Genomic DNA, 18,605 nt, shown 5'->3' with positions numbered 1-18,605 from the left:
CAACAGCCTTAAATTAAGTAGAAGAGCTAAACACTAAAACCTGTGGGAGCGAGCTTGCTCGCGAAGACGGACTGTCAGTCACCCATGATGTGTGGCTGATGGCCTCTTCGCGAGCAAGCTCGCTCCCACAGGATGTCTGTTGTGCCAGGGATTTCGGTGAGCTTATTTTTTGTGTTGCTCTACGAATTGTCCGTAGGCATTGATAAAGCTTTGCAGAAAAGGTTTCACCGACTCGCTCAACTTGCCCGCCTCGTCAAACGCCGAACCCGCGCCGCCCAGATACGCTTCCGGTTGCTGCATGCACGGCACATTGAGGAATACGAACGACTGGCGCAGATGCTGATTCGCCCCGAAACCACCGATCGCACCCGGCGATACACTGATCACCGCCCCCGGTTTGCCACTCCAGACAGCCTTGCCATAAGGCCGCGAGCCAACATCGATGGCATTCTTCAGTGGCGCCGGCACCGAACGGTTGTACTCGGGCGTGACAAACAGCACCGCGTCGGAAGAACCCACTTTTTGCCTGAAAGTGCTGTAGGCTGCCGGCGGAGAATCGCCGTCGATGTCTTCGTTATACAGTGGCAGATCGCCAATTTCGACAATCTCAAGCTTGAGGTTCGCCGGGGCCAGCTCCGCCAGTGCCAGGGCGACTTTGCGATTGATCGAAGCTTTGCGCAGGCTACCGACCACTACAGCGACGTTGTAGACATTGCTCATGGAAGAACTCTCGATGGTCCGTGGGAGGAGCCACTAGTTATAGATGATCCGGTGACGATTCCACCAGCACACAATGGGAAATTCCCGCGCGCTGATTATTTTTTTCCTGTAGGAAAACTTACAGGCCTTGATGGCGGTCTACCAAGCCGCAAATCAAGCGTTTTATCTCCAGAGGTTCTAAGCAGATGGCAGCAGTACTGGTCGGTCAGTTCCATGCAAGAGATGCGGAAGGCCGCGTTTATTCCGTGCATGAGTTCCAGGAATCCAACCCGTCGGCAGACGGTTCCACTGGCTCGGAGCCGATTTACAAACTGGCCATTGGCGATCGCGTCAACAAGGTCAACGACAACGAGTTTCTCCTGGTTCAGTCAGGCATCACCCTGACCCGTGAGCCTGAGACCACCGTCGCTTCATAACTGGCCGTTATGAGCAGAAGTCATATGCGCAGAGTTGGGGTAGGATTCAGCCACTGACCCCACCTGCTGAACATGGACTTCACGCATGCGTTTACGTCATATCGAAGTGATTCAGGCGCTCTTGCAGACCGGTCACCTGGGCACTGCCGCCGAATGGCTGGAGTTGCCGCTGGCCGAGGTCGAAGAGCGTTTGCGCGAAGCCGAGAGTCAGTTGGGGTTCATGCTGTTTGCCAGCGTGCGCGGGCGCCTGCAATCGACGCCCGAGGCGCGGGCATTGCAGGTCGAAATCGCCCACGTTTATGAAGCGCTGGAGCCGGTGCAGCGTCTGGCCAGCAGCCTCAAGCAATACCTCGCCCCACCCTTGCGCATCATCGGCACCCCGCCGCTGGCGCAACAATTACTGCCACAAAGCCTTGCCGCCCTGCGCCGACGCCTGCCCGATGCACCGTGCAGCCTGCTCAGCGCGCCAACCCGCGATATCGTCCGCAGCCTGTTGTTGCGTGAAAGCGATCTCGGCATGAGCCTGCACGATCCCGAACACCCCGACATTGATTGCCGGCCATTGGCCCAGGGCAAGCTGCAACTGCTCGCCCCCCATGGCTGGCTGCAACCGAAACAGAAATACATTTCCCTGCAAGATCTCGCTGGCCAGGCCATGGTCGGCCTCGAAGGCCAGGACCCGCTGAGCCCGGCGCTGGAAAACAAACTCCAGGCGTTGCGCCCGGCACCGAGCATCCAGACTCGCGTACAAACCCATCAGATGATGCGCAGCATGGTCGAGGCCGGCGAAGGCCTGGCCATCGTCGATCCGTTCACCGCACTGGGCGCGCGTCCGGCAGGGCTGGATGTCTGCCCACTGTCGCCGGCCGTGCCGATCAGCCTCTATGCACTAACGTTCAAGCACATCGCGCCGGCATCGGCGATTCAGACGTTACTGGCGATCATCACGGAACAAGCCGAGGCGATGCTGGCGAGCTAACGGGGTTTTCCAGCGGGTTATCGAACAATCGATACCAGAACAGCGCCACTTCGGCGGTGTTCGGATCAATGCCGCGATAGCGCAACTGGTCCACGCCGCCAATCACGTAGCCGCAACGCTCATACAGCCGACAAGCGCCGAGGTTGTTGTTCTGGGTTTCGAGCATGATCCCCGGCAGTTTTTTCTTGCGACTCCAGAACTGCGCGACATCGAGCAACGCCTTGGCCACGCCATGGCGCCGCGCCGGCGCATGCACCGCCAGCTCATCGATATGGGCGAAGCTGTTCCAGTTGGTACTGATCACCAGATGGCCGACCGGCTGATCATCCAGATATGCCATGAAAATCGCGCTGTCCGGCGCGTTATGAAAGGCGCTGAACTCTTCCGGATCGATGCCGTAGCACTTGCGGTACGGCACGATCGGCGTCACCCGCCATTGCTCGACAGGCTGGCCGATCACGGCAGCGCCATAGGCGGTGACCTCGAAACTGAAGTCGCTGCCCCAGATATACGGCGCAAAGCCTTCATCGGCGACACGCACCGACAGCCCTGGGTATTTCGGATTCATGACCGGTTGCATACTGGGAAAAGTCCTCATTCCTTGACGCAATCGACGGTGTATTGCCGCCCATTGCCTTCATCTTCGTGCTGCAATCCATGCACATCCGCGACAAAACCGGGGAAGCTGCTATCGAACGTGCGAGCAAATTTCAGGTAATCAATGATCGAGCGTGTCGACTCGGTAAAGCGTTCGCCGGGCATGATCAGCGGAATCCCCGGCGGATACGGCACCAGCATCACCGCGGCGATGCGCCCTTCCAGCTCATCGATCGGCACCGCCTCGACTTCGCCACGCACCAGATGATCGTAGGCGTGCGCCGGTTTCATGGCAATTTCCGGGAGCACGGTGTACATGCGCTTGAGGTGTTTGGCCGTGGCATTGCTGCGATAACAGGCGTGCAGTTGATCACACAAATCCCGCAGGCCCATGCCGCGATAACGCACGATGTCTTGCTGAGCAACACACGGCAGGCAGGTGTCGAGGCGCACATTGGCGTCGTAGCTGCGTTTGAATTCCAGCAACTCGGTGAGCAGCGTGCTCCATTTGCCTTTGGTAATGCCCATGGAGAACAGCACCAGAAATGAATACAGACCCGTCTTCTCCACCACCAGCCCCCGCTCCCAGAGGAATTTACTGACTACCGCCGCCGGGATGCCCTTCTCGCTCAGCGCGCCGCCGGCGTTCAACCCCGGCATGACCAGCGTGACTTTGATCGGATCGAGCAACACGTAATCGTCGCTGACCTCCCCAAAACCATGCCACTCGGCATCCGGTTGCAATAACCAGTCTTCGGTCTGCACGCGGTCGATGCCCTCGACACCCGGCGGCTGCCAGATCGAAAACCACCAGTCATCAGCGGCGATGTGCTGCCGCAGATTGGCCAGCGCGCGACGGAAGCTCAGCGCTTCGTCAAAGGTTTCCTGCAACAGCGAACGCCCGGCCGGGCCTTCCATCATTGCCGAGGCAACGTCGAGCGAGGCGATGATGCTGTACTGCGGTGAAGTCGAGATGTGCATCATGAACGCTTCATTGAAACGGTCACGGTCCAGTTGCCGCGCACCGCCGTCCTGCACATGAATCATCGAGGCCTGACTGAAGGCAGCGAGCAGCTTGTGCGTGGAATGCGTGGTGAATACCAGCGGGCTGTCTTCGCTGCGCGAGGTGGCCATGCCGTAGCGCCCGGCGAAGAATTCGTGAAACGCCGCATAGGCGTACCAGGCCTCGTCGAAATGCAGCACCTCGACGCTGTTGCCGAGACTTTGCTTGATCAGCTCGGCGTTGTAACAGAGGCCGTCGTAAGTCGAATTGGTGACCACGGCGAGTTTGACTTTCGGCGCGCGGCCCTTGGTCAGCGGGCTGGCGTCGATCTTGGCCTGAATCGACTCGCGGCTGAATTCGCTCAGCGGGATCGGGCCGATGATCCCCAGCTCATTACGCTCCGGGCACAGATACAGCGGGATCGCCCCGGTCATGATGATCGCGTGCAACACCGACTTGTGGCAATTGCGGTCAACCAGCACTAGATCGTCGCGCGCGACCATCGAATGCCAGACAATCTTGTTGGCGGTCGAGGTGCCATTGATCACGAAAAAGGTGTGATCGGCGCCGAAATTGCGCGCGGCGTGCGCTTCGGCTTCGGCGAGCGGCCCGGTGTGATCGAGCAGCGAACCGAGCTCCGGCACCGACACCGACAAATCCGAACGCAGGGTATTTTCACCGAAGAACTGGTGAAACGCCTGCCCGACCGGACTCTTGTGATACGCCACACCGCCGCCATGGCCAGGGGTGTGCCAGGAATAATTGGAGTCGGCGGTGTGCTGCACCAACGCCTTGAAAAACGGTGGCAACAAACCATCGAGGTACTTGCGCGCCGCACGGCCCACTTGCCGGGCGAGGAACGGTACGGTGTCTTCGAACAGATAGAGAATGCCGCGCAGTTGATTGAGCTCGGCCATGGCATCGGCCGGCGCATTTTCCAGGGTGACTTGCTCGCCGAGGGCAAAGATCGGCAGATCCGGCGCACGCACCCGCGCCAGACCGATCAGCTCGGCCATGTTCTGCAACAAATGTGAGTGGGTGCTGGCGTCCTCGGCGGCAATCAGCATGCACGCCAGACCATGATGGGTCGACGCGACCAACCGCCCTTCGGCGTAGTCGGTGGCCGACACGATACTGAAACCTTCCTGCTCCAACTCTTGGGCAATGCCACGGATACGGTCACCGGCGACCGTGTCGGCCTTGATGTCGCGATGAACGATCAACACCGGAAACTTCAAATCTTTGTACATGAGGCTCAGTGTCCTGAGGCGGCCGAATTGAATCGGCCAATGCACTCAGGGTAGAGGGTTGCAGCGAATGTGGCGAGGGTGGCCAGTTGGCTTCATGCCGCCAAAAGCAAAGATCGTCCGATCCGTTGATCTTCAAGCCTGGGCGTCAGCTTCCGCGATCTGCGTCCACATCGCCGGGCCACCCGCAGACTTGGCAATAATTTCCAGCCGCACCAGATGCGCCGCCAGTTCCTCTTCGGTTGCACGAATGATCCGCGCTGGCTGACGATCAGCCGGCAAGCGGCGAATCTCGGTCGCCGAGTTGTCCGCGCCCTCGCCCGTGCCATTGCCGTCGGAAGCGTTGCCGGCCAGCGACAGGCTGGTCTGGCCACCGGTCATGGTCAGGTAGACGTCGGCGAGAATCTCCGAGTCGAGCAAGGCGCCGTGCAGTTCACGGCCGGAGTTGTCGACGCCATAGCGCTTGCACAACGCATCGAGGCTGTTGCGCTGCCCCGGGTGACGTTCCCGAGCCATCATCAGGGTGTCGAGGATTGAGCAGTGCTGGGTGATGTCAGCGCGATCGTGCTGCCCCATCAGGGCGAATTCGTTGTTGATGAAGCCAACGTCGAACGCCGCGTTGTGGATGATCAGCTGCGCGCCTTTGATGAACTCGAAGAACTCATCGGCCACTTCGGCAAAGCGCGGCTTGCCGACGAGGAATTCGTTGGTGATGCCGTGGACGCCGATGGCGCCTTCATCACTCTCGCGATCCGGCTGCAGGTAAACGTGAAAATGCCGGCCCGTCAGGCGCCGACCGATCAGTTCGACACAACCGATTTCAATGATCCGGTGACCATCGGTCACCGGCATGCCGGTGGTTTCGGTATCGAGTACAACGGATCTGGTGGCCATCAGTGTTCAGCTCTCAACGGGTCGATCTTGCAAAAAACGCGGATGTTAACACGCTCGGCGGGGTGTTTCAGTCAGACCGTGGCGCGCCCTTCGCGAGCAGGCTCGCTCCCACATTGGAATGCATTCCAATTCAGGGAAGGGCATCAGATCTGGAATGCATTTCCCTGTGGGAGCGAGCTTGCTCGCGAATGGCCGCACCACGGCTCAGAAGCGAAATCAGCTTTGCTTGTAGCCGCGCACTTCGTCAACGCCACGGTTAGCCAACTGGTCGGCCCGCTCGTTACCGTGATGGCCAATATGCCCACGCACCCACTTCCAGGTGACCTTGTGGCGGTTGACCTGCTCATCCAGCTCTTTCCACAGATCAGCGTTCTTTACCGGTTCTTTCGCGGCGGTTTTCCAGCCGCGCTTCTTCCAGTTGGCCATCCACTCGTTGATGCCCTTCATCACGTACTGCGAGTCGGTCACCAGCAATACTTCACACGGCCGCTTCAAGGCTTCGAGGCCACGGATCGCGCCGAGCAGTTCCATGCGGTTATTGGTGGTGTTGGTTTCGCCACCCCACAGTTCCTTTTCGACGCCCTTGCACACCAGCAAGGCGCCCCAGCCGCCGGGGCCGGGGTTGCCTTTGCAGGCGCCGTCAGTGAACAGCTCTACGGTGTCGACGCTTTCAACGCTTTCGCTCATGCCAATATATCCAGAAAATTGCCTGTCCTGCCGATCACGGATCGACAATGACCGAGGCCGGGACACACCCGGCCACAAATAAAAGAAAGTTTTACGGTTCGATGCGGCGGCGGTTGACCTTGGCCATCGGCAGCGGAATCAGCTTGCCCATCGGCTCGCGCCGTTCCTGACGCAACGGTCGCAGTCCGACCACAATCTTGCGCGCGACCAGTAAATAGAAGCCGCCACCCGACAGTTGCCAGTCACCGGCCTTGCGTTCCCAGCCGGCCAGACGGGCCTGCCACTTGGGTGACGCGAGCGGCGGACGATAGCACCCGAAGCGGCGTTTCTCCAGCGCGAAGCCCAGCAGATTGAGCCAGTCGGCGACCCGCGACGGCGAGATGCAGCGCGCCTGGCGCAAGGCGTCGTGGGCGAACACATGGCGCAGGCCCCAGGTGCTCCAGGGGTTGATGCCGATGATCAGCAAATGCCCACCGGGACGCACGCTGCTCGCTGCTTCACGCAGCAAACCGTGGGGCGACAGGCAGAAATCCAGACCGTGCTGCATCACCACCACATCGGCGGCATGCTCGCTCAGCGGCCAGGCCTGCTCCTCGCAGACAATCTCGACCCCGGGCAACGGTGCACCGAGGCGCACATTGCGCTGCACTTGCGGTGCCGACGGCGGGGTTTCGGCCGATGGCCCGTAGTGCACCAGATAACCGCCAAAGAAACGGCCCAACTCGTCTTCGAGCATGCGCCGCTCTTCATCGAGCAGAAATTGCCCGAGCGGGCCGGACAGCCATTCACGGGCTGCACCGATCAGGGCCAGCCAGTCAGGATCAGCCTGTGCGAACGCTTTATCACTCATCGCATTCTCCAAAGCGCCAGGAACTACTAAGATGCGCCAATGTTTTCCGCTTGGCGAATTCCGACGATGATACAGATCAGTGCCCTGCCCGCGTTCACCGACAACTACATCTGGTTGTTACAGGATCACCGCACCCAGCGCTGCGCCGTGGTCGACCCGGGCGATGCCGCGCCGGTGCAGGCGTGGCTTGCAGCGCATCCGGGCTGGGTGTTGAGCGATATCCTGATCACCCACCACCATCATGATCATGTCGGCGGCGTCGAACGCCTGAAAGCGCTGAGCGGCGCAAAAGTCTACGGCCCGGCCAGCGAAAGCATCCCGGGGCGCGACGTGGCGCTCGAGGACAACGACACGGTCAGCGTGCTCGGCTGGGACTTCGACGTCTATGCGGTGCCCGGTCACACCTTGGGACACATTGCCTATTACCACCACGGCCTGCTGTTTTGCGGCGACACCCTGTTCGCCGCCGGTTGCGGTCGCCTGTTCGAGGGCACGCCGGAGCAAATGCACCACTCGCTCAGCCGCCTCGCTGCTCTACCGGAAGATACCCTGGTCTACTGCACCCATGAATACACCCTGAGCAATCTGAAGTTTGCCGCTGCCGTCGAGCCGGGCAATCCGGACATCGCCGCCCGTCTGGAAAAAGTCACTCAGCAGCGGCAAAACGGCGTCATGACCCTGCCTTCGACCCTGGCACTGGAAAAGCTCACAAACCCGTTCTTGCGTACCTCTGAAACATTAGTTACACAAAAAGTGGACGAACGGGCAGGCGCTCAAAACCGGGCGCCGAGTGAGGTATTTGCGGCTCTGCGGGCTTGGAAAGATAAGTTCTAAGCCCCCCACTACTTGGTACAAAAATTCTGAATGGTTGACCGCAGGGGGTGCGCTTTCTAGAATCGCCCGACATTTTTGCCCGGAACTTACTTCCAGCCAATGTCGTCATCCATACGTAAGTCCGTCAATTCAGACGCATTGACCCGCCTGGCGCAAGCCATCGCGGTGGCTGTGTCCGCCACGCTGGCGGGCTGTTCCAGCCATGCTCCGCAGACTGAAGCGACCCATACGCCGAACATTGCTGCGCGAGCCAAGCAGAAGCCGATCTGGCTGTCCGAAAAGCCCAGCCCACAGGTTCCCCAGGACATCTGGGAGCGCATGCGCCAGGGCTTTCAGCTGCAGGAAGGTCTCGGCGTCAACCCGCGCATCGAGCAACAGCGCCTGTGGTTCGCCAGCAATCCCTCTTTCCTCGAGAACGCCGGTGAACGCGGCAGTCTCTATATTCACTACATCGTCGAACGCCTCGAAGAACGCAACATGCCGCTGGAACTGGCCCTGCTGCCAGTGATTGAAAGCGCCTACAACCCGATGGCCTATTCCCGGGCCGATGCAGTCGGGCTGTGGCAATTCATTCCGTCCACCGGGCGTTACTTCAACCTGCGTCAGACGCGCTTCTATGATGGCCGTCGCGACATCACCGCCTCGACCACCGCAGCGATGGATTACCTGACCCGCCTGCACGACATGTTCAACGGCGACTGGTTGCTGGCCCTGGCGGCGTACAACGCCGGTGAAGGCACGGTCAGCCGTGCCATCGAACGTAACGAAAAGCTCGGCCTGCCCACCGACTACTGGAACCTGCCGTTGCCGGCGGAAACCCAGGCCTACGTGCCGAAGCTGCTGGCGCTGTCGCAAGTGGTGCTGGCGCCGGAAGCCTACGGCGTGAACCTCAACCCGATCGCCAACGAACCGTACTTCCAGGTCGTCGAAATCAACCAGCGCATGGACCTGTCCAAGGTCGCTGCGGTGGCCAACATCGACGAAGACGAACTGTTCCAGCTCAACCCGGCCTTCAAGCAACGCACCACCATCGACGGCCCTCAGCATTTGCTGGTGCCGACGTCGAAGGCGCAATTGCTGACGGCCAGTTTGCAGACCATGCGTCCGGAAGAGTTGATCAGCCCGCGTTCGCTGAAACCAGTCTTCGAAGGCGCCGATCCGTCGGAAGTGGCGCAGCTCAAGCGTGCCTATCGGGTGAAGCGTGGCGACAACCTCGGTTCCATCGCCAAGGCCAACAAGGTCGAAGTCAAGGATCTGCAGCGCTGGAACAAGCTGACCGGCAAGAACCTCAAGGTTGGTCAGACCCTGGTGATGCAAGACACCACCAAGCGTGCGCCGGCGCGCAAATCCGGCCGGGTCAACACGGTGATTGCGGCCAACAGCAAGAGCAAAGGCAAGGACGACAGCGCGCAGCAAACCCAGTACAAGGTCAAACGCGGCGACACGCTGTACGTGGTGGCCAAGCGCTTCAACGTTGAGATGCAGCATCTCAAGCGCTGGAATCCGGGTGCGGGTAAAGCACTGAAGCCTGGGCAGATGCTCACGGTTTATCAGCCGCACTGACAGAAGAGCCCCTGAGATTTCAGGGGCTTTTTTTGGTCCGGATTTTGTGGTGTGCTTTAGATCGATCCCCCTCACCCCAGCCCTCTCCCCCACGGGGGCGAGGGGGAAAGGGAGCCGATCTCCGTGCTGTTCAAAATCCGAGTTCGACTCGGTATCGCACGTCGATGCAATTCGCCCAGACTCCACAGTCAGTCCCCTCTCCCTCCGGGAGAGGGTTAGGGTGAGGGGCTTTTCAAAACGTAAGTTCGGCTCGACAGTTCAGGTCGGCGCAGCTCGAAGAAACAACTCGGTCAGTCCCCTCTCCCCCCGGGAGAGGGTTAGGGTGAGGGGCTCTTCGCGCAAACGATTAACCCTGCATTAACTCCCGTCTTTTTCCTGTCCAGACAAGCTGTTACTGTACGGCCCACTAAGCCCAAGCCGCCTGGATCGGATCTGACTTGAAGCGTCCCCTCCTCCTGCTCCTGATCAGCCTGGCCTTGAGCTCAACCGCAAGCGCGACGATTACCGAAAGTCACGGTTATGCGCAGTTCGGCACGCTCAAGTACCCGGCCAGATTTACCCACTTCGACTGGGTCAACCCGCAAGCGCCCAAGGGCGGTACGTTGCGGGTGATGGCGTTCGGCACCTTCGATACGGTCAATCCGTACACGTTCAAAGGCACCAGCCCGGTGACCACCGCGAATTTCCTCCAGTACGGCATCAATGAGCTGAACGAGCCGCTAATGGTCGGCACCGGCCAGTATTCGCCGTCCGGTGACGAGCCGGCGTCGAGCTATGGTTTGATCGCGCAATCGGTGGAGTACAGCGAAGATCGCAGCTGGGTCGTCTTCAACCTGCGTCCCGAGGCGCGTTTCCACGACGGCACGCCGATCACCGCTTATGACGTGGCTTTCTCCTATCGAACGCTGCTCAAGGACGGCCATCCGCTGTACCGTACCGCGTTGCAGGAAGTGCTGCGGGTCGACATTCTCAACAAGCAGCGCATTCGCTTCGTGTTCAAGCGCTCGGGCAATCCGCTGCTGATCCTGCGCCTCGGCGAGTTGCCGGTGCTGCCGCAGCATTACTGGAAAGACCGCGACTTCAAGGCCACCACCTTCGAACCACCGTTGGGCAGCGGCCCGTATCGCATTACTTCGGTGACGCCGGGCCGGCAGTTGATCTTCGAGCGGGTCAAGGATTACTGGGGCAAGGACTTGGCGGTCAATCGCGGCAAGTACAACTTCGATCGCATGGAAGTCGAGTTTTACCGCGACAGCGACGTGGCCTTCGAAGCGTTCAAGGCTGGCGAGTTCGACATTTACATCGAGCATCAGGCGAAGAACTGGGCCAACGGCTACAACTTCCCCGCCGTGCTCCGTGGCGACGTGATCAAGGCGCAGATCCCGCATCAGATCCCGACCCAGACTCAGGGCCTATTCATGAACACCCGCCGTGCGACGTTCTCGGACGTTAAGACCCGTGAAGCGCTGGGCCTGATGTTCGATTTTGAGTGGACCAACCGCGCGCTGTTCAGCGATGCCTACAAACGCACCACCAGTTACTACCCCAACAGTGAGTTCACCACCTCCGGCCTGCCGGTCGGGCATGAATGGCTGATGCTCAAGCCGTACAAGGAACAACTGCCGGCCAAGCTGTTCACCGAGCCGTTCACCCTGCCGCAAACCGACGGTCGCGGCATCCCCCGGGAAACCATGCGCAAGGCATTGGCATTGCTCGCCGAAGCCGGCTGGAAGCTCAACGGTCAGCGCCTGCAAAACGCTGACGGCCAACCGCTGCGGTTCGAGCTGTTGCTGGTCAATCCGAACCTGGAGCGCCTCTACCAGCCCTATATCGAGAACCTCAACAGCATCGGCATCGACGCGCGCCTGCGCACCGTGGATCGGGCGCAGTACAAACAGCGCCTCGATCAATTTGATTTCGACATGATCTCGATGACGCTCAACCAGACCCTCAGTCCGGGGCTTGAGCAGTGGCAGTACTTCCACTCCAGTCAGGTCGGGGTCAAGGGCAGCAAGAATTACGCAGGCATTGCCAACCCGGTAGTGGATCACCTGCTCGAACAATTGCTCGCCGCGCGCACCCGCGACGAGCAGGTCGCCGCCGGCAAGGCGCTCGACCGCGTGCTGCTCTGGCAGCACTACAGCATTCCCAATTGGTACCTCAATTATCACCGTCTGGCCTACCGCAACCGGTTGGCCTTCGTCACCACGCCGCCCTACACCCTGGGCCTGAGCGCGTGGTGGCTGAAGTCTTCGGAGAAAGATCAATGAAACCGATCCGCGCCCTGCTCGTCCAGGCCAGCGGTTTGCTGTTCGCCGGGCTGGCTTTTGCCGCTCCGCAACACGCCGTGACCCTGTACAACGAGCCGCCTAAATACCCGGCCGATTTCAAGCATTTCGATTATGTGAACCCCGATGCGCCCAAGGGCGGCATCTTCCGTCAGGCCGGTTTCGGCGGCTTCGACAGCCTCAACCCGTTTATCAGCAAAGGCGTACCGGCCGATGACGTCGGGCAGATCTACGACACTCTGACCAAACACAGCCTCGACGAACCCTTCACCGAATACGGCCTGATCGCCCGGCAGATCGAAAGAGCCCCGGACAACAGCTGGGTGCGTTTCTACCTGCGCCCGGAAGCGCGCTTCCACGACGGCCACCCGGTACGCGCCGAGGACGTGGTGTTCAGCTTCAACACGCTCACAAAAGAAGGTTCGCCACTGTTTCGCGGCTACTACAGCGACGTTTCCGAGGTGATCGCCGAAGATCCGCTGAAAGTGCTCTTCAAGTTCAAGCACACCAATAACCGTGAACTACCGCTGATCCTCGGCCAGTTGCCGGTACTGCCCAAACACTGGTGGGCCGATCGCGATTTCACCAAGGGCAACCTGGAAATCCCGCTGGGCAGCGGCCCTTACAAGGTTGCCGAAGTGAAGGCCGGACGTTCAGTGCGTTACGAGCGGGTCAAGGATTACTGGGGCAAGGACCTGCCGGTCAACCGTGGTTTCTACAACTTCGACACGATGACCACCGATTACTACCGCGACAACACCGTCGCCCTCGAAGCGCTGAAGGCTGGACAATTCGATTACTGGCTGGAAATGACCGCAAAGAACTGGGCCAACGCCTACAACATCCCGGCGGTTACCGAAGGCCGTTTGATCAAGGAGCAGATCGCCAACAGCAACCCGACCGGCATGCAGGGCTTCGTCTTCAACCTGCGCCGGCCGGTGTTTCAGGATGTGCGGGTGCGTCAGGCGCTCGGTCTGCTGTTCGATTTCGAATGGACCAACAAACAGCTGTTCAACGGCGCCTACTTCCGCACTCGCAGCTATTTCGAGAACTCGGAAATGGCCGCCACCGGCCTGCCCGATGCCGATCAAGTGGCGATCCTCGAACCGTTCCGCAGCAAACTGCCGGCGCAGGTGTTCAGCGAAGCGTTCGAGAATCCGAAGACCGATGCCAGCGGCATGATCCGCGCGCAGCAGCGCGAGGCCTACCAACTGCTGCAAGAGGCCGGCTGGAAGATCGTCGACGACAAAATGGTCGACTCCACGGGCAAACCGGTGGTGATCGAGTTCCTGCTCGCGCAGACCGAATTCGAACGCGTACTGCTGCCATTCAAGCGCAACCTCAGCGACCTTGGCATCGATCTGGTAATCCGCCGCGTCGACGTTTCGCAGTACATCAACCGCGTGCGTTCGCGGGACTTCGACATGATGGTCGGCAGCTTCCCGCAGTCCAACTCACCGGGTAACGAACAGCGCGAATTCTGGATGAGCGCCGCTGCCGACAAACCGAGCAGCCGCAACACCATTGGCCTGAAGGATCCGATTGTCGATCAACTGGTCGAAAACCTGATCAACGCCGACTCACGCAAAAGCCTGGTGGCCCACGCCCGCGCACTGGATCGCGTGCTGCAATGGGGTTACTACGTGGTGCCGAACTGGCACATCAAGACCTGGCGCGTGGCCTACTGGAACCACATCGGCCACCCGAAAGTCTCGCCCAAGTACGACATCGGGATTAACACCTGGTGGGTCAAGCCCGACGCAAAACCGGCAATAGAAGTCGAAACCAAACTGCAAGCCGACCCTGTGGGCACGGAGTAATCAGATGCTGGCGTATATTTTTCGGCGACTGCTGCTGATCATCCCGACCCTGTTCGGCATTCTGCTGATCAACTTCGTGATCATCCAGGCCGCGCCCGGTGGCCCGGTGGAACAGATGATCGCCAAGCTCGAAGGCTTCGAAGGCGCCACCAGCCGGATTGCCGGCGGCGGTGCCGAGGTGTCGGTGGCCGGCTCGTCCTATCGCGGCGCGCAGGGTCTGGACCCAGCGCTGATCAAGGAAATCGAGCACATGTACGGGTTCGACAAATCGGCCCCGGAACGTCTGTGGATCATGGTCAAGAACTACGCGCAGCTGGATTTCGGCGACAGTTTCTTCCGCGACGCCAAGGTCATCGACCTGATCAAGGAAAAGATGCCGGTGTCGATCTCGCTGGGGCTGTGGAGCACGCTGATCATGTACCTGGTGTCGATTCCGTTGGGGATCGCCAAAGCCACGCGACACGGCAGCCATTTCGACGTGTGGACCAGTTCGGCGATCATCGTCGGCTATGCGATCCCGGCGTTTCTCTTTGCGATCCTGCTGATCGTGGTGTTTGCCGGCGGCAGTTATCTCGACTGGTTCCCGCTAAGGGGTCTGACCTCAAACAACTTCGATGAACTGAGCTTCGGCGGCAAGATCCTCGATTACTTCTGGCACCTGGCGCTGCCGGTGACCGCACTGGTGATCGGCAACTTCGCGACCATGACCCTGCTGACCAAAAACAGCTTCCTCGACGAGATCAACAAGCAATACGTGGTCACCGCCAAGGCCAAAGGCCTGACGCGTCATCGCGTGTTGTACGGCCATGTGTTCCGCAACGCCATGCTGCTGGTGATTGCCGGTTTCCCGTCGGCGTTCATCGGCATCTTCTTCACAGGATCCTTGCTGGTGGAAGTGATCTTCTCCCTCGACGGCCTCGGCCTGATGAGTTTCGAAGCGGCGATCAACCGCGATTACCCGGTGGTGTTCGGCACCCTGTTTATCTTCACACTGCTGGGGCTGGTGGTGAAACTGATCGGCGACCTCACCTACACTCTGGTCGATCCGCGCATCGACTTCGAAAGCCGGGAGCATTGAGATGAACCTGTCCCCTCTCAACCGCCGCCGCTTCGAACTGTTCAAGGCCAACAAGCGTGGCTGGTGGTCGCTGTGGCTGTTTCTGGTGCTGTTCGGCCTTAGCCTGGGCGCCGAGCTGATCGCCAACGACAAGCCGCTGGTGGTGCATTACGACAACAACTGGTACTTCCCGGCGATCAAGCGCTACCCGGAAACCACCTTCGGCGGCGAATTCCCGCTGGAAGCCAACTACAAGAGCCCGTACATCCGCGAACTGCTCAAGGCCAAGGATGCGTGGGTGTTGTGGGCGCCAATTCCCTACAGCTACCAGAGCATCAATTACGACCTGAAAGTCCCGGCCCCGGCGCCGCCCTCGGCGGATAACCTGCTGGGCACCGACGATCAGGGCCGCGATGTGCTGGCGCGGGTGATCTACGGTTTCCGCATCTCGGTGCTGTTCGCGCTGACGTTGACCGTGCTGAGTTCGATCATCGGCGTGATTGCCGGTGCTTTGCAGGGTTTCTATGGCGGCTGGGTCGATCTGGCCGGGCAGCGATTTCTGGAGATCTGGTCGGGGCTGCCGGTGCTGTATCTGCTGATCATCCTCGCCAGTTTTGTCCAGCCAAATTTCTGGTGGCTGCTGGGGATCATGCTGCTGTTCTCGTGGATGAGCCTGGTCGACGTGGTGCGCGCCGAGTTCCTCCGTGGCCGCAACCTCGAATACGTGCGCGCAGCAAGAGCGCTGGGCATGCAGAACGGCGCGATCATGTTCCGCCACATCCTGCCCAACGCGATGGTCTCGACCATGACCTTCATGCCGTTCATCCTCACCGGCGCCATCGGCACCCTCACCGCTTTGGACTTCCTCGGTTTCGGCTTGCCGGCCGGCAGTCCGTCGCTGGGTGAACTGGTCGCCCAGGGCAAATCCAACCTGCAAGCGCCGTGGCTGGGCATGAGTGCCTTTGCCGTGCTGGCGTTGATGTTGAGTTTGCTGGTGTTTATCGGCGAGTCCGCTCGCGATGCCTTCGACCCGAGGAAGTGAAATGAATCAGGACAATCTGATCGAAGTGCGCGACCTCGCCGTCGAATTCGGTTTCGGCGAGCGCGTGCACCGGGTCGTCGAAGGCGTGAGTTTCGACATCAAACGCGGCGAAACCCTGGCGCTGGTCGGCGAATCCGGCTCGGGAAAATCGGTGACTGCGCACTCGATCCTGCGCCTGCTGCCCTATCCGATGGCCCGCCATCCGGCCGGCAGCATCAATTACGCCGGGCAAAATCTGCTGGGGCTCAGCGAAAAGACCATCCGCCATATTCGCGGTAACCGCATCGCGATGATCTTTCAGGAGCCGATGACCTCGCTGAATCCGCTGCATTCGATCGAGAAGCAGATCAACGAAGTGCTCGGCATCCACAAGGGCCTGACCGGCAAAGTCGCGACCAAGCGCACGCTGGAGCTGCTGGAGATGGTCGGCATCCCCGAGCCGCACAAGCGCCTCAAGGCTCTGCCCCACGAGCTGTCCGGTGGCCAGCGCCAGCGTGTGATGATCGCCATGGCCCTGGCCAACGAGCCGGAATTGTTGATTGCCGACGAACCGACCACGGCGCTGGATGTGACCGTTCAGCTGAAAATCCTCGATTTACTCAAGGAATTACAGGCCAGATTGGGCATGTCGCTGTTACTGATCAGTCACGATTTGAACCTGGTGCGAAGAATTGCGCATCGCGTATGTGTCATGCAGCGCGGTTGCATCGTCGAACAGGCATCGTGCGCAGAGCTGTTCCGTTCGCCGCAGCATCCGTACACTCGGGAATTGCTCGGCGCGGAACCCAGCGGAGGCCCGGCGAGCAATAAAATCGGCGCGCCACTGCTTGAGGTCGAGGACCTGAAAGTCTGGTTCCCGATCAAGAAAGGCCTGCTCAAGCGCACGGTGGATCACGTCAAGGCAGTGGATGGCATCAATTTCAGCCTGCCTCAGGGTCAGACCCTGGGGATCGTGGGGGAAAGCGGTTCCGGCAAATCCACGCTGGGTCTGGCGATTTTGCGGCTAATTGGCAGCAAAGGCGCGATCCGCTTTGAAGGCAAGCAGCTAGACTGCCTGACGCAGAACGAGGTTCGCCCGTTGCGGCGGGAGATGCAGGTGGTGTTTCAGGACCCGTTTGGCAGCCTGAGCCCGCGCATGTGTGTCAGCGATATCGTTGGCGAAGGCCTGCGGATTCACAAGATGGGCAGCGCCGAGGAACAAGAGGCGGCGATTATTGCGGCATTGAAGGAGGTAGGTCTGGATCCGGAAACCCGGCACCGCTACCCCCACGAATTTTCCGGTGGGCAACGGCAGCGAATCGCCATTGCCCGGGCTTTGGTGCTGAAACCGGCGCTGATCCTTTTGGACGAGCCGACGTCGGCACTCGACCGGACGGTGCAGCGGCAAGTGGTGGAGCTGTTGCGTTCACTGCAAGCCAAGTACAACCTGACGTATTTGTTTATCAGCCATGATTTGGCTGTCGTCAAAGCGCTGAGCCACCAGCTGATGGTGGTCAAGCATGGCCAAGTGGTCGAACAGGGAGACGCGCAAAGTATTTTTGCCGCCCCCCAACATCCGTATACACAGCAGTTGCTGGAAGCCGCTTTTTTGGCACCAGCCACTGCGCAATAACCTGAAAGAGGAGCAACACATGGGTTTTCTCGCCGGTAAGCGCGTACTGATCGTCGGTGTCGCCAGCAAGCTGTCCATCGCATCCGGCATCGCTGCCGCCATGCATCGCGAGGGCGCTGAGCTTGCCTTCACTTATCAGAACGACAAACTGAAAGGTCGTGTTGAAGAATTCGCCCAAGGCTGGGGTTCGAGCCCTGAGCTGTGCTTCCCGTGCGACGTGGCCAGCGATGAAGAAATCGCCAAGGTCTTCGAAGCACTGAGCAAGAAGTGGGACGGCCTGGACTGCATCGTTCACTCCGTTGGTTTCGCTCCGGGCGACCAACTGGACGGCGACTTCACCGAAGCCACCACCCGTGACGGTTTCCGCATCGCGCACGACATCAGCGCCTACAGCTTCGTGGCCCTGGCCAAAGCCGGCCGCGAAATGATGAAAGGCCGCAACGGCAGCCTGCTGACCCTGTCGTACCTGGGCGCCGAGCGCACCATGCCGAACTACAACGTAATGGGCATGGCCAAGGCTTCGCTGGAAGCTGGCGTACGTTACCTGGCCGGCTCCCTGGGCCCGGACGGCACCCGCGTCAACTGCGTATCGGCTGGCCCGATCCGTACCCTGGCAGCCTCGGGCATCAAGAACTTCCGCAAGATGCTGGCCGCCAACGAAGCGCAAACCCCACTGCGTCGCAACGTCACCATCGACGAAGTCGGCAACGCCGGCGCCTTCCTGTGCTCCGACCTGGCGTCGGGCATCAGCGGCGAAATCATGTACGTCGACGGCGGCTTCAACACCACCGCCATGGGCAACATCGAAGAGTGATCTTCGCCTAGCCAATAAAAAAACCCGCCGATCTGGCGGGTTTTTTTATGCCTGCAACACTGCCCCCTGTGGGAGTGAGCTTGCTCGCGAAGAGGCCAGCACGTTCAACGGAGATGTTGCCTGACCGGACGCCTTCGCGAGCAAGCTCGCTCCCACATGGATTTGTGGTGAACCGGGATGTT

General features: G+C 60.1%; 16 protein-coding genes. 10 read left to right on the top strand and 6 right to left on the bottom strand.

Annotated features, from left to right (window positions below; all coding sequences use genetic code 11):
* Positions 1 to 162 precede the first annotated feature (162 nt).
* Positions 163 to 720, bottom strand: a complete 558-nt coding sequence (locus tag BMY54_RS08140) for an NADPH-dependent FMN reductase (protein ID WP_038366013.1) — start codon at positions 718 to 720, stop codon at positions 163 to 165.
* 185 nt (positions 721 to 905) lie between these two features.
* Here BMY54_RS08140 and BMY54_RS08135 point away from each other — a divergent pair, with 185 nt between their 5' ends.
* The gene (locus tag BMY54_RS08135) at positions 906 to 1,136 is read left to right on the top strand and encodes a hypothetical protein (protein ID WP_093430724.1); all 231 of its coding nucleotides are present in this window, start codon (positions 906 to 908) and stop codon (positions 1,134 to 1,136) included.
* An 85-nt stretch (positions 1,137 to 1,221) separates the two neighbouring features.
* A complete protein-coding gene (locus BMY54_RS08130) occupies positions 1,222 to 2,115 on the top strand; it encodes a LysR family transcriptional regulator (protein ID WP_093430723.1) in 894 nt (297 codons plus the stop codon).
* Here BMY54_RS08130 and BMY54_RS08125 read toward each other — a convergent pair.
* The 5 genes from BMY54_RS08125 to BMY54_RS08105 all read right to left on the bottom strand — a co-directional run bounded on the left by BMY54_RS08125 (position 2,081) and on the right by BMY54_RS08105 (position 7,393).
* Positions 2,081 to 2,695 (bottom strand): GNAT family N-acetyltransferase, encoded by a 615-nt coding sequence (locus BMY54_RS08125; RefSeq protein ID WP_093430722.1) that lies wholly within the window; start codon positions 2,693 to 2,695, stop codon positions 2,081 to 2,083. The genes BMY54_RS08130 and BMY54_RS08125 overlap by 35 nt on opposite strands.
* 14 nt (positions 2,696 to 2,709) lie before the next feature.
* Positions 2,710 to 4,965, bottom strand: a complete 2,256-nt coding sequence (locus tag BMY54_RS08120) for an Orn/Lys/Arg family decarboxylase (protein ID WP_093430721.1) — start codon at positions 4,963 to 4,965, stop codon at positions 2,710 to 2,712.
* A 132-nt stretch (positions 4,966 to 5,097) separates the two neighbouring features.
* The gene (gene dnaQ, locus BMY54_RS08115; protein ID WP_093430720.1) at positions 5,098 to 5,856 is read right to left on the bottom strand and encodes a DNA polymerase III subunit epsilon; all 759 of its coding nucleotides are present in this window, start codon (positions 5,854 to 5,856) and stop codon (positions 5,098 to 5,100) included.
* Positions 5,857 to 6,072: 216 nt separating this feature from the next.
* Positions 6,073 to 6,543, bottom strand: a complete 471-nt coding sequence (gene rnhA, locus BMY54_RS08110; protein WP_093430719.1) for a ribonuclease HI — start codon at positions 6,541 to 6,543, stop codon at positions 6,073 to 6,075.
* 91 nt (positions 6,544 to 6,634) lie between these two features.
* Complete coding sequence (locus BMY54_RS08105) at positions 6,635 to 7,393, bottom strand: class I SAM-dependent methyltransferase (protein WP_093430718.1); 759 nt, start codon at positions 7,391 to 7,393, stop codon at positions 6,635 to 6,637.
* Positions 7,394 to 7,459: 66 nt separating this feature from the next.
* Between BMY54_RS08105 and gloB the strand changes: the two genes are divergently transcribed.
* The 8 genes from gloB to fabI all read left to right on the top strand — a co-directional run bounded on the left by gloB (position 7,460) and on the right by fabI (position 18,423).
* Complete coding sequence (gene gloB, locus BMY54_RS08100; protein WP_093431663.1) at positions 7,460 to 8,227, top strand: hydroxyacylglutathione hydrolase; 768 nt, start codon at positions 7,460 to 7,462, stop codon at positions 8,225 to 8,227.
* Between the two features lie 99 nt (positions 8,228 to 8,326).
* Positions 8,327 to 9,790, top strand: coding sequence for a transglycosylase SLT domain-containing protein (locus tag BMY54_RS08095; RefSeq protein ID WP_093430717.1), 1,464 nt, complete (start codon positions 8,327 to 8,329; stop codon positions 9,788 to 9,790).
* A gap of 437 nt (positions 9,791 to 10,227) precedes the next feature.
* Complete coding sequence (locus BMY54_RS08090; protein WP_093430716.1) at positions 10,228 to 12,060, top strand: extracellular solute-binding protein; 1,833 nt, start codon at positions 10,228 to 10,230, stop codon at positions 12,058 to 12,060.
* A complete protein-coding gene (locus tag BMY54_RS08085) occupies positions 12,057 to 13,898 on the top strand; it encodes an extracellular solute-binding protein (protein WP_093430715.1) in 1,842 nt (613 codons plus the stop codon). The genes BMY54_RS08090 and BMY54_RS08085 overlap by 4 nt, the downstream gene beginning before the upstream one ends.
* 4 nt (positions 13,899 to 13,902) lie before the next feature.
* Positions 13,903 to 14,976 (top strand): microcin C ABC transporter permease YejB, encoded by a 1,074-nt coding sequence (locus tag BMY54_RS08080; protein ID WP_007910584.1) that lies wholly within the window; start codon positions 13,903 to 13,905, stop codon positions 14,974 to 14,976.
* Position 14,977: 1 nt separating this feature from the next.
* The gene (locus BMY54_RS08075; RefSeq protein ID WP_093430714.1) at positions 14,978 to 15,997 is read left to right on the top strand and encodes an ABC transporter permease; all 1,020 of its coding nucleotides are present in this window, start codon (positions 14,978 to 14,980) and stop codon (positions 15,995 to 15,997) included.
* A gap of 1 nt (position 15,998) precedes the next feature.
* Positions 15,999 to 17,609, top strand: a complete 1,611-nt coding sequence (locus tag BMY54_RS08070) for an ABC transporter ATP-binding protein (RefSeq protein WP_007910589.1) — start codon at positions 15,999 to 16,001, stop codon at positions 17,607 to 17,609.
* 19 nt (positions 17,610 to 17,628) lie between these two features.
* Complete coding sequence (fabI, locus tag BMY54_RS08065) at positions 17,629 to 18,423, top strand: enoyl-ACP reductase FabI (RefSeq protein ID WP_007910591.1); 795 nt, start codon at positions 17,629 to 17,631, stop codon at positions 18,421 to 18,423.
* The last annotated feature ends 182 nt before the right edge of the window (positions 18,424 to 18,605 follow it).

The sequence above is a fragment of the Pseudomonas sp. ok266 genome (genome assembly GCF_900110195.1).
GTDB lineage: Bacteria > Pseudomonadota > Gammaproteobacteria > Pseudomonadales > Pseudomonadaceae > Aquipseudomonas > Aquipseudomonas neuropathica.
The sequence above is the reverse complement of the archived record's forward strand: the minus strand, read 5'-3'. Positions and strand labels throughout refer to the sequence as shown.

Coding starts and splice junctions, on each gene's coding strand:
- BMY54_RS08105 (WP_093430718.1), bottom strand. CDS start 7,393: ATGAGTGATAAAGCGTTCGCACAGGCTGATCCTGACTGGCTGGCCCTG.
- BMY54_RS08070 (WP_007910589.1), top strand. CDS start 15,999: ATGAATCAGGACAATCTGATCGAAGTGCGCGACCTCGCCGTCGAATTC.
- dnaQ (WP_093430720.1), bottom strand. CDS start 5,856: ATGGCCACCAGATCCGTTGTACTCGATACCGAAACCACCGGCATGCCG.
- rnhA (WP_093430719.1), bottom strand. CDS start 6,543: ATGAGCGAAAGCGTTGAAAGCGTCGACACCGTAGAGCTGTTCACTGAC.
- BMY54_RS08130 (WP_093430723.1), top strand. CDS start 1,222: ATGCGTTTACGTCATATCGAAGTGATTCAGGCGCTCTTGCAGACCGGT.
- gloB (WP_093431663.1), top strand. CDS start 7,460: ATGATACAGATCAGTGCCCTGCCCGCGTTCACCGACAACTACATCTGG.
- BMY54_RS08125 (WP_093430722.1), bottom strand. CDS start 2,695: ATGCAACCGGTCATGAATCCGAAATACCCAGGGCTGTCGGTGCGTGTC.
- fabI (WP_007910591.1), top strand. CDS start 17,629: ATGGGTTTTCTCGCCGGTAAGCGCGTACTGATCGTCGGTGTCGCCAGC.
- BMY54_RS08095 (WP_093430717.1), top strand. CDS start 8,327: ATGTCGTCATCCATACGTAAGTCCGTCAATTCAGACGCATTGACCCGC.
- BMY54_RS08080 (WP_007910584.1), top strand. CDS start 13,903: ATGCTGGCGTATATTTTTCGGCGACTGCTGCTGATCATCCCGACCCTG.
- BMY54_RS08135 (WP_093430724.1), top strand. CDS start 906: ATGGCAGCAGTACTGGTCGGTCAGTTCCATGCAAGAGATGCGGAAGGC.
- BMY54_RS08140 (WP_038366013.1), bottom strand. CDS start 720: ATGAGCAATGTCTACAACGTCGCTGTAGTGGTCGGTAGCCTGCGCAAA.
- BMY54_RS08085 (WP_093430715.1), top strand. CDS start 12,057: ATGAAACCGATCCGCGCCCTGCTCGTCCAGGCCAGCGGTTTGCTGTTC.
- BMY54_RS08120 (WP_093430721.1), bottom strand. CDS start 4,965: ATGTACAAAGATTTGAAGTTTCCGGTGTTGATCGTTCATCGCGACATC.
- BMY54_RS08075 (WP_093430714.1), top strand. CDS start 14,978: ATGAACCTGTCCCCTCTCAACCGCCGCCGCTTCGAACTGTTCAAGGCC.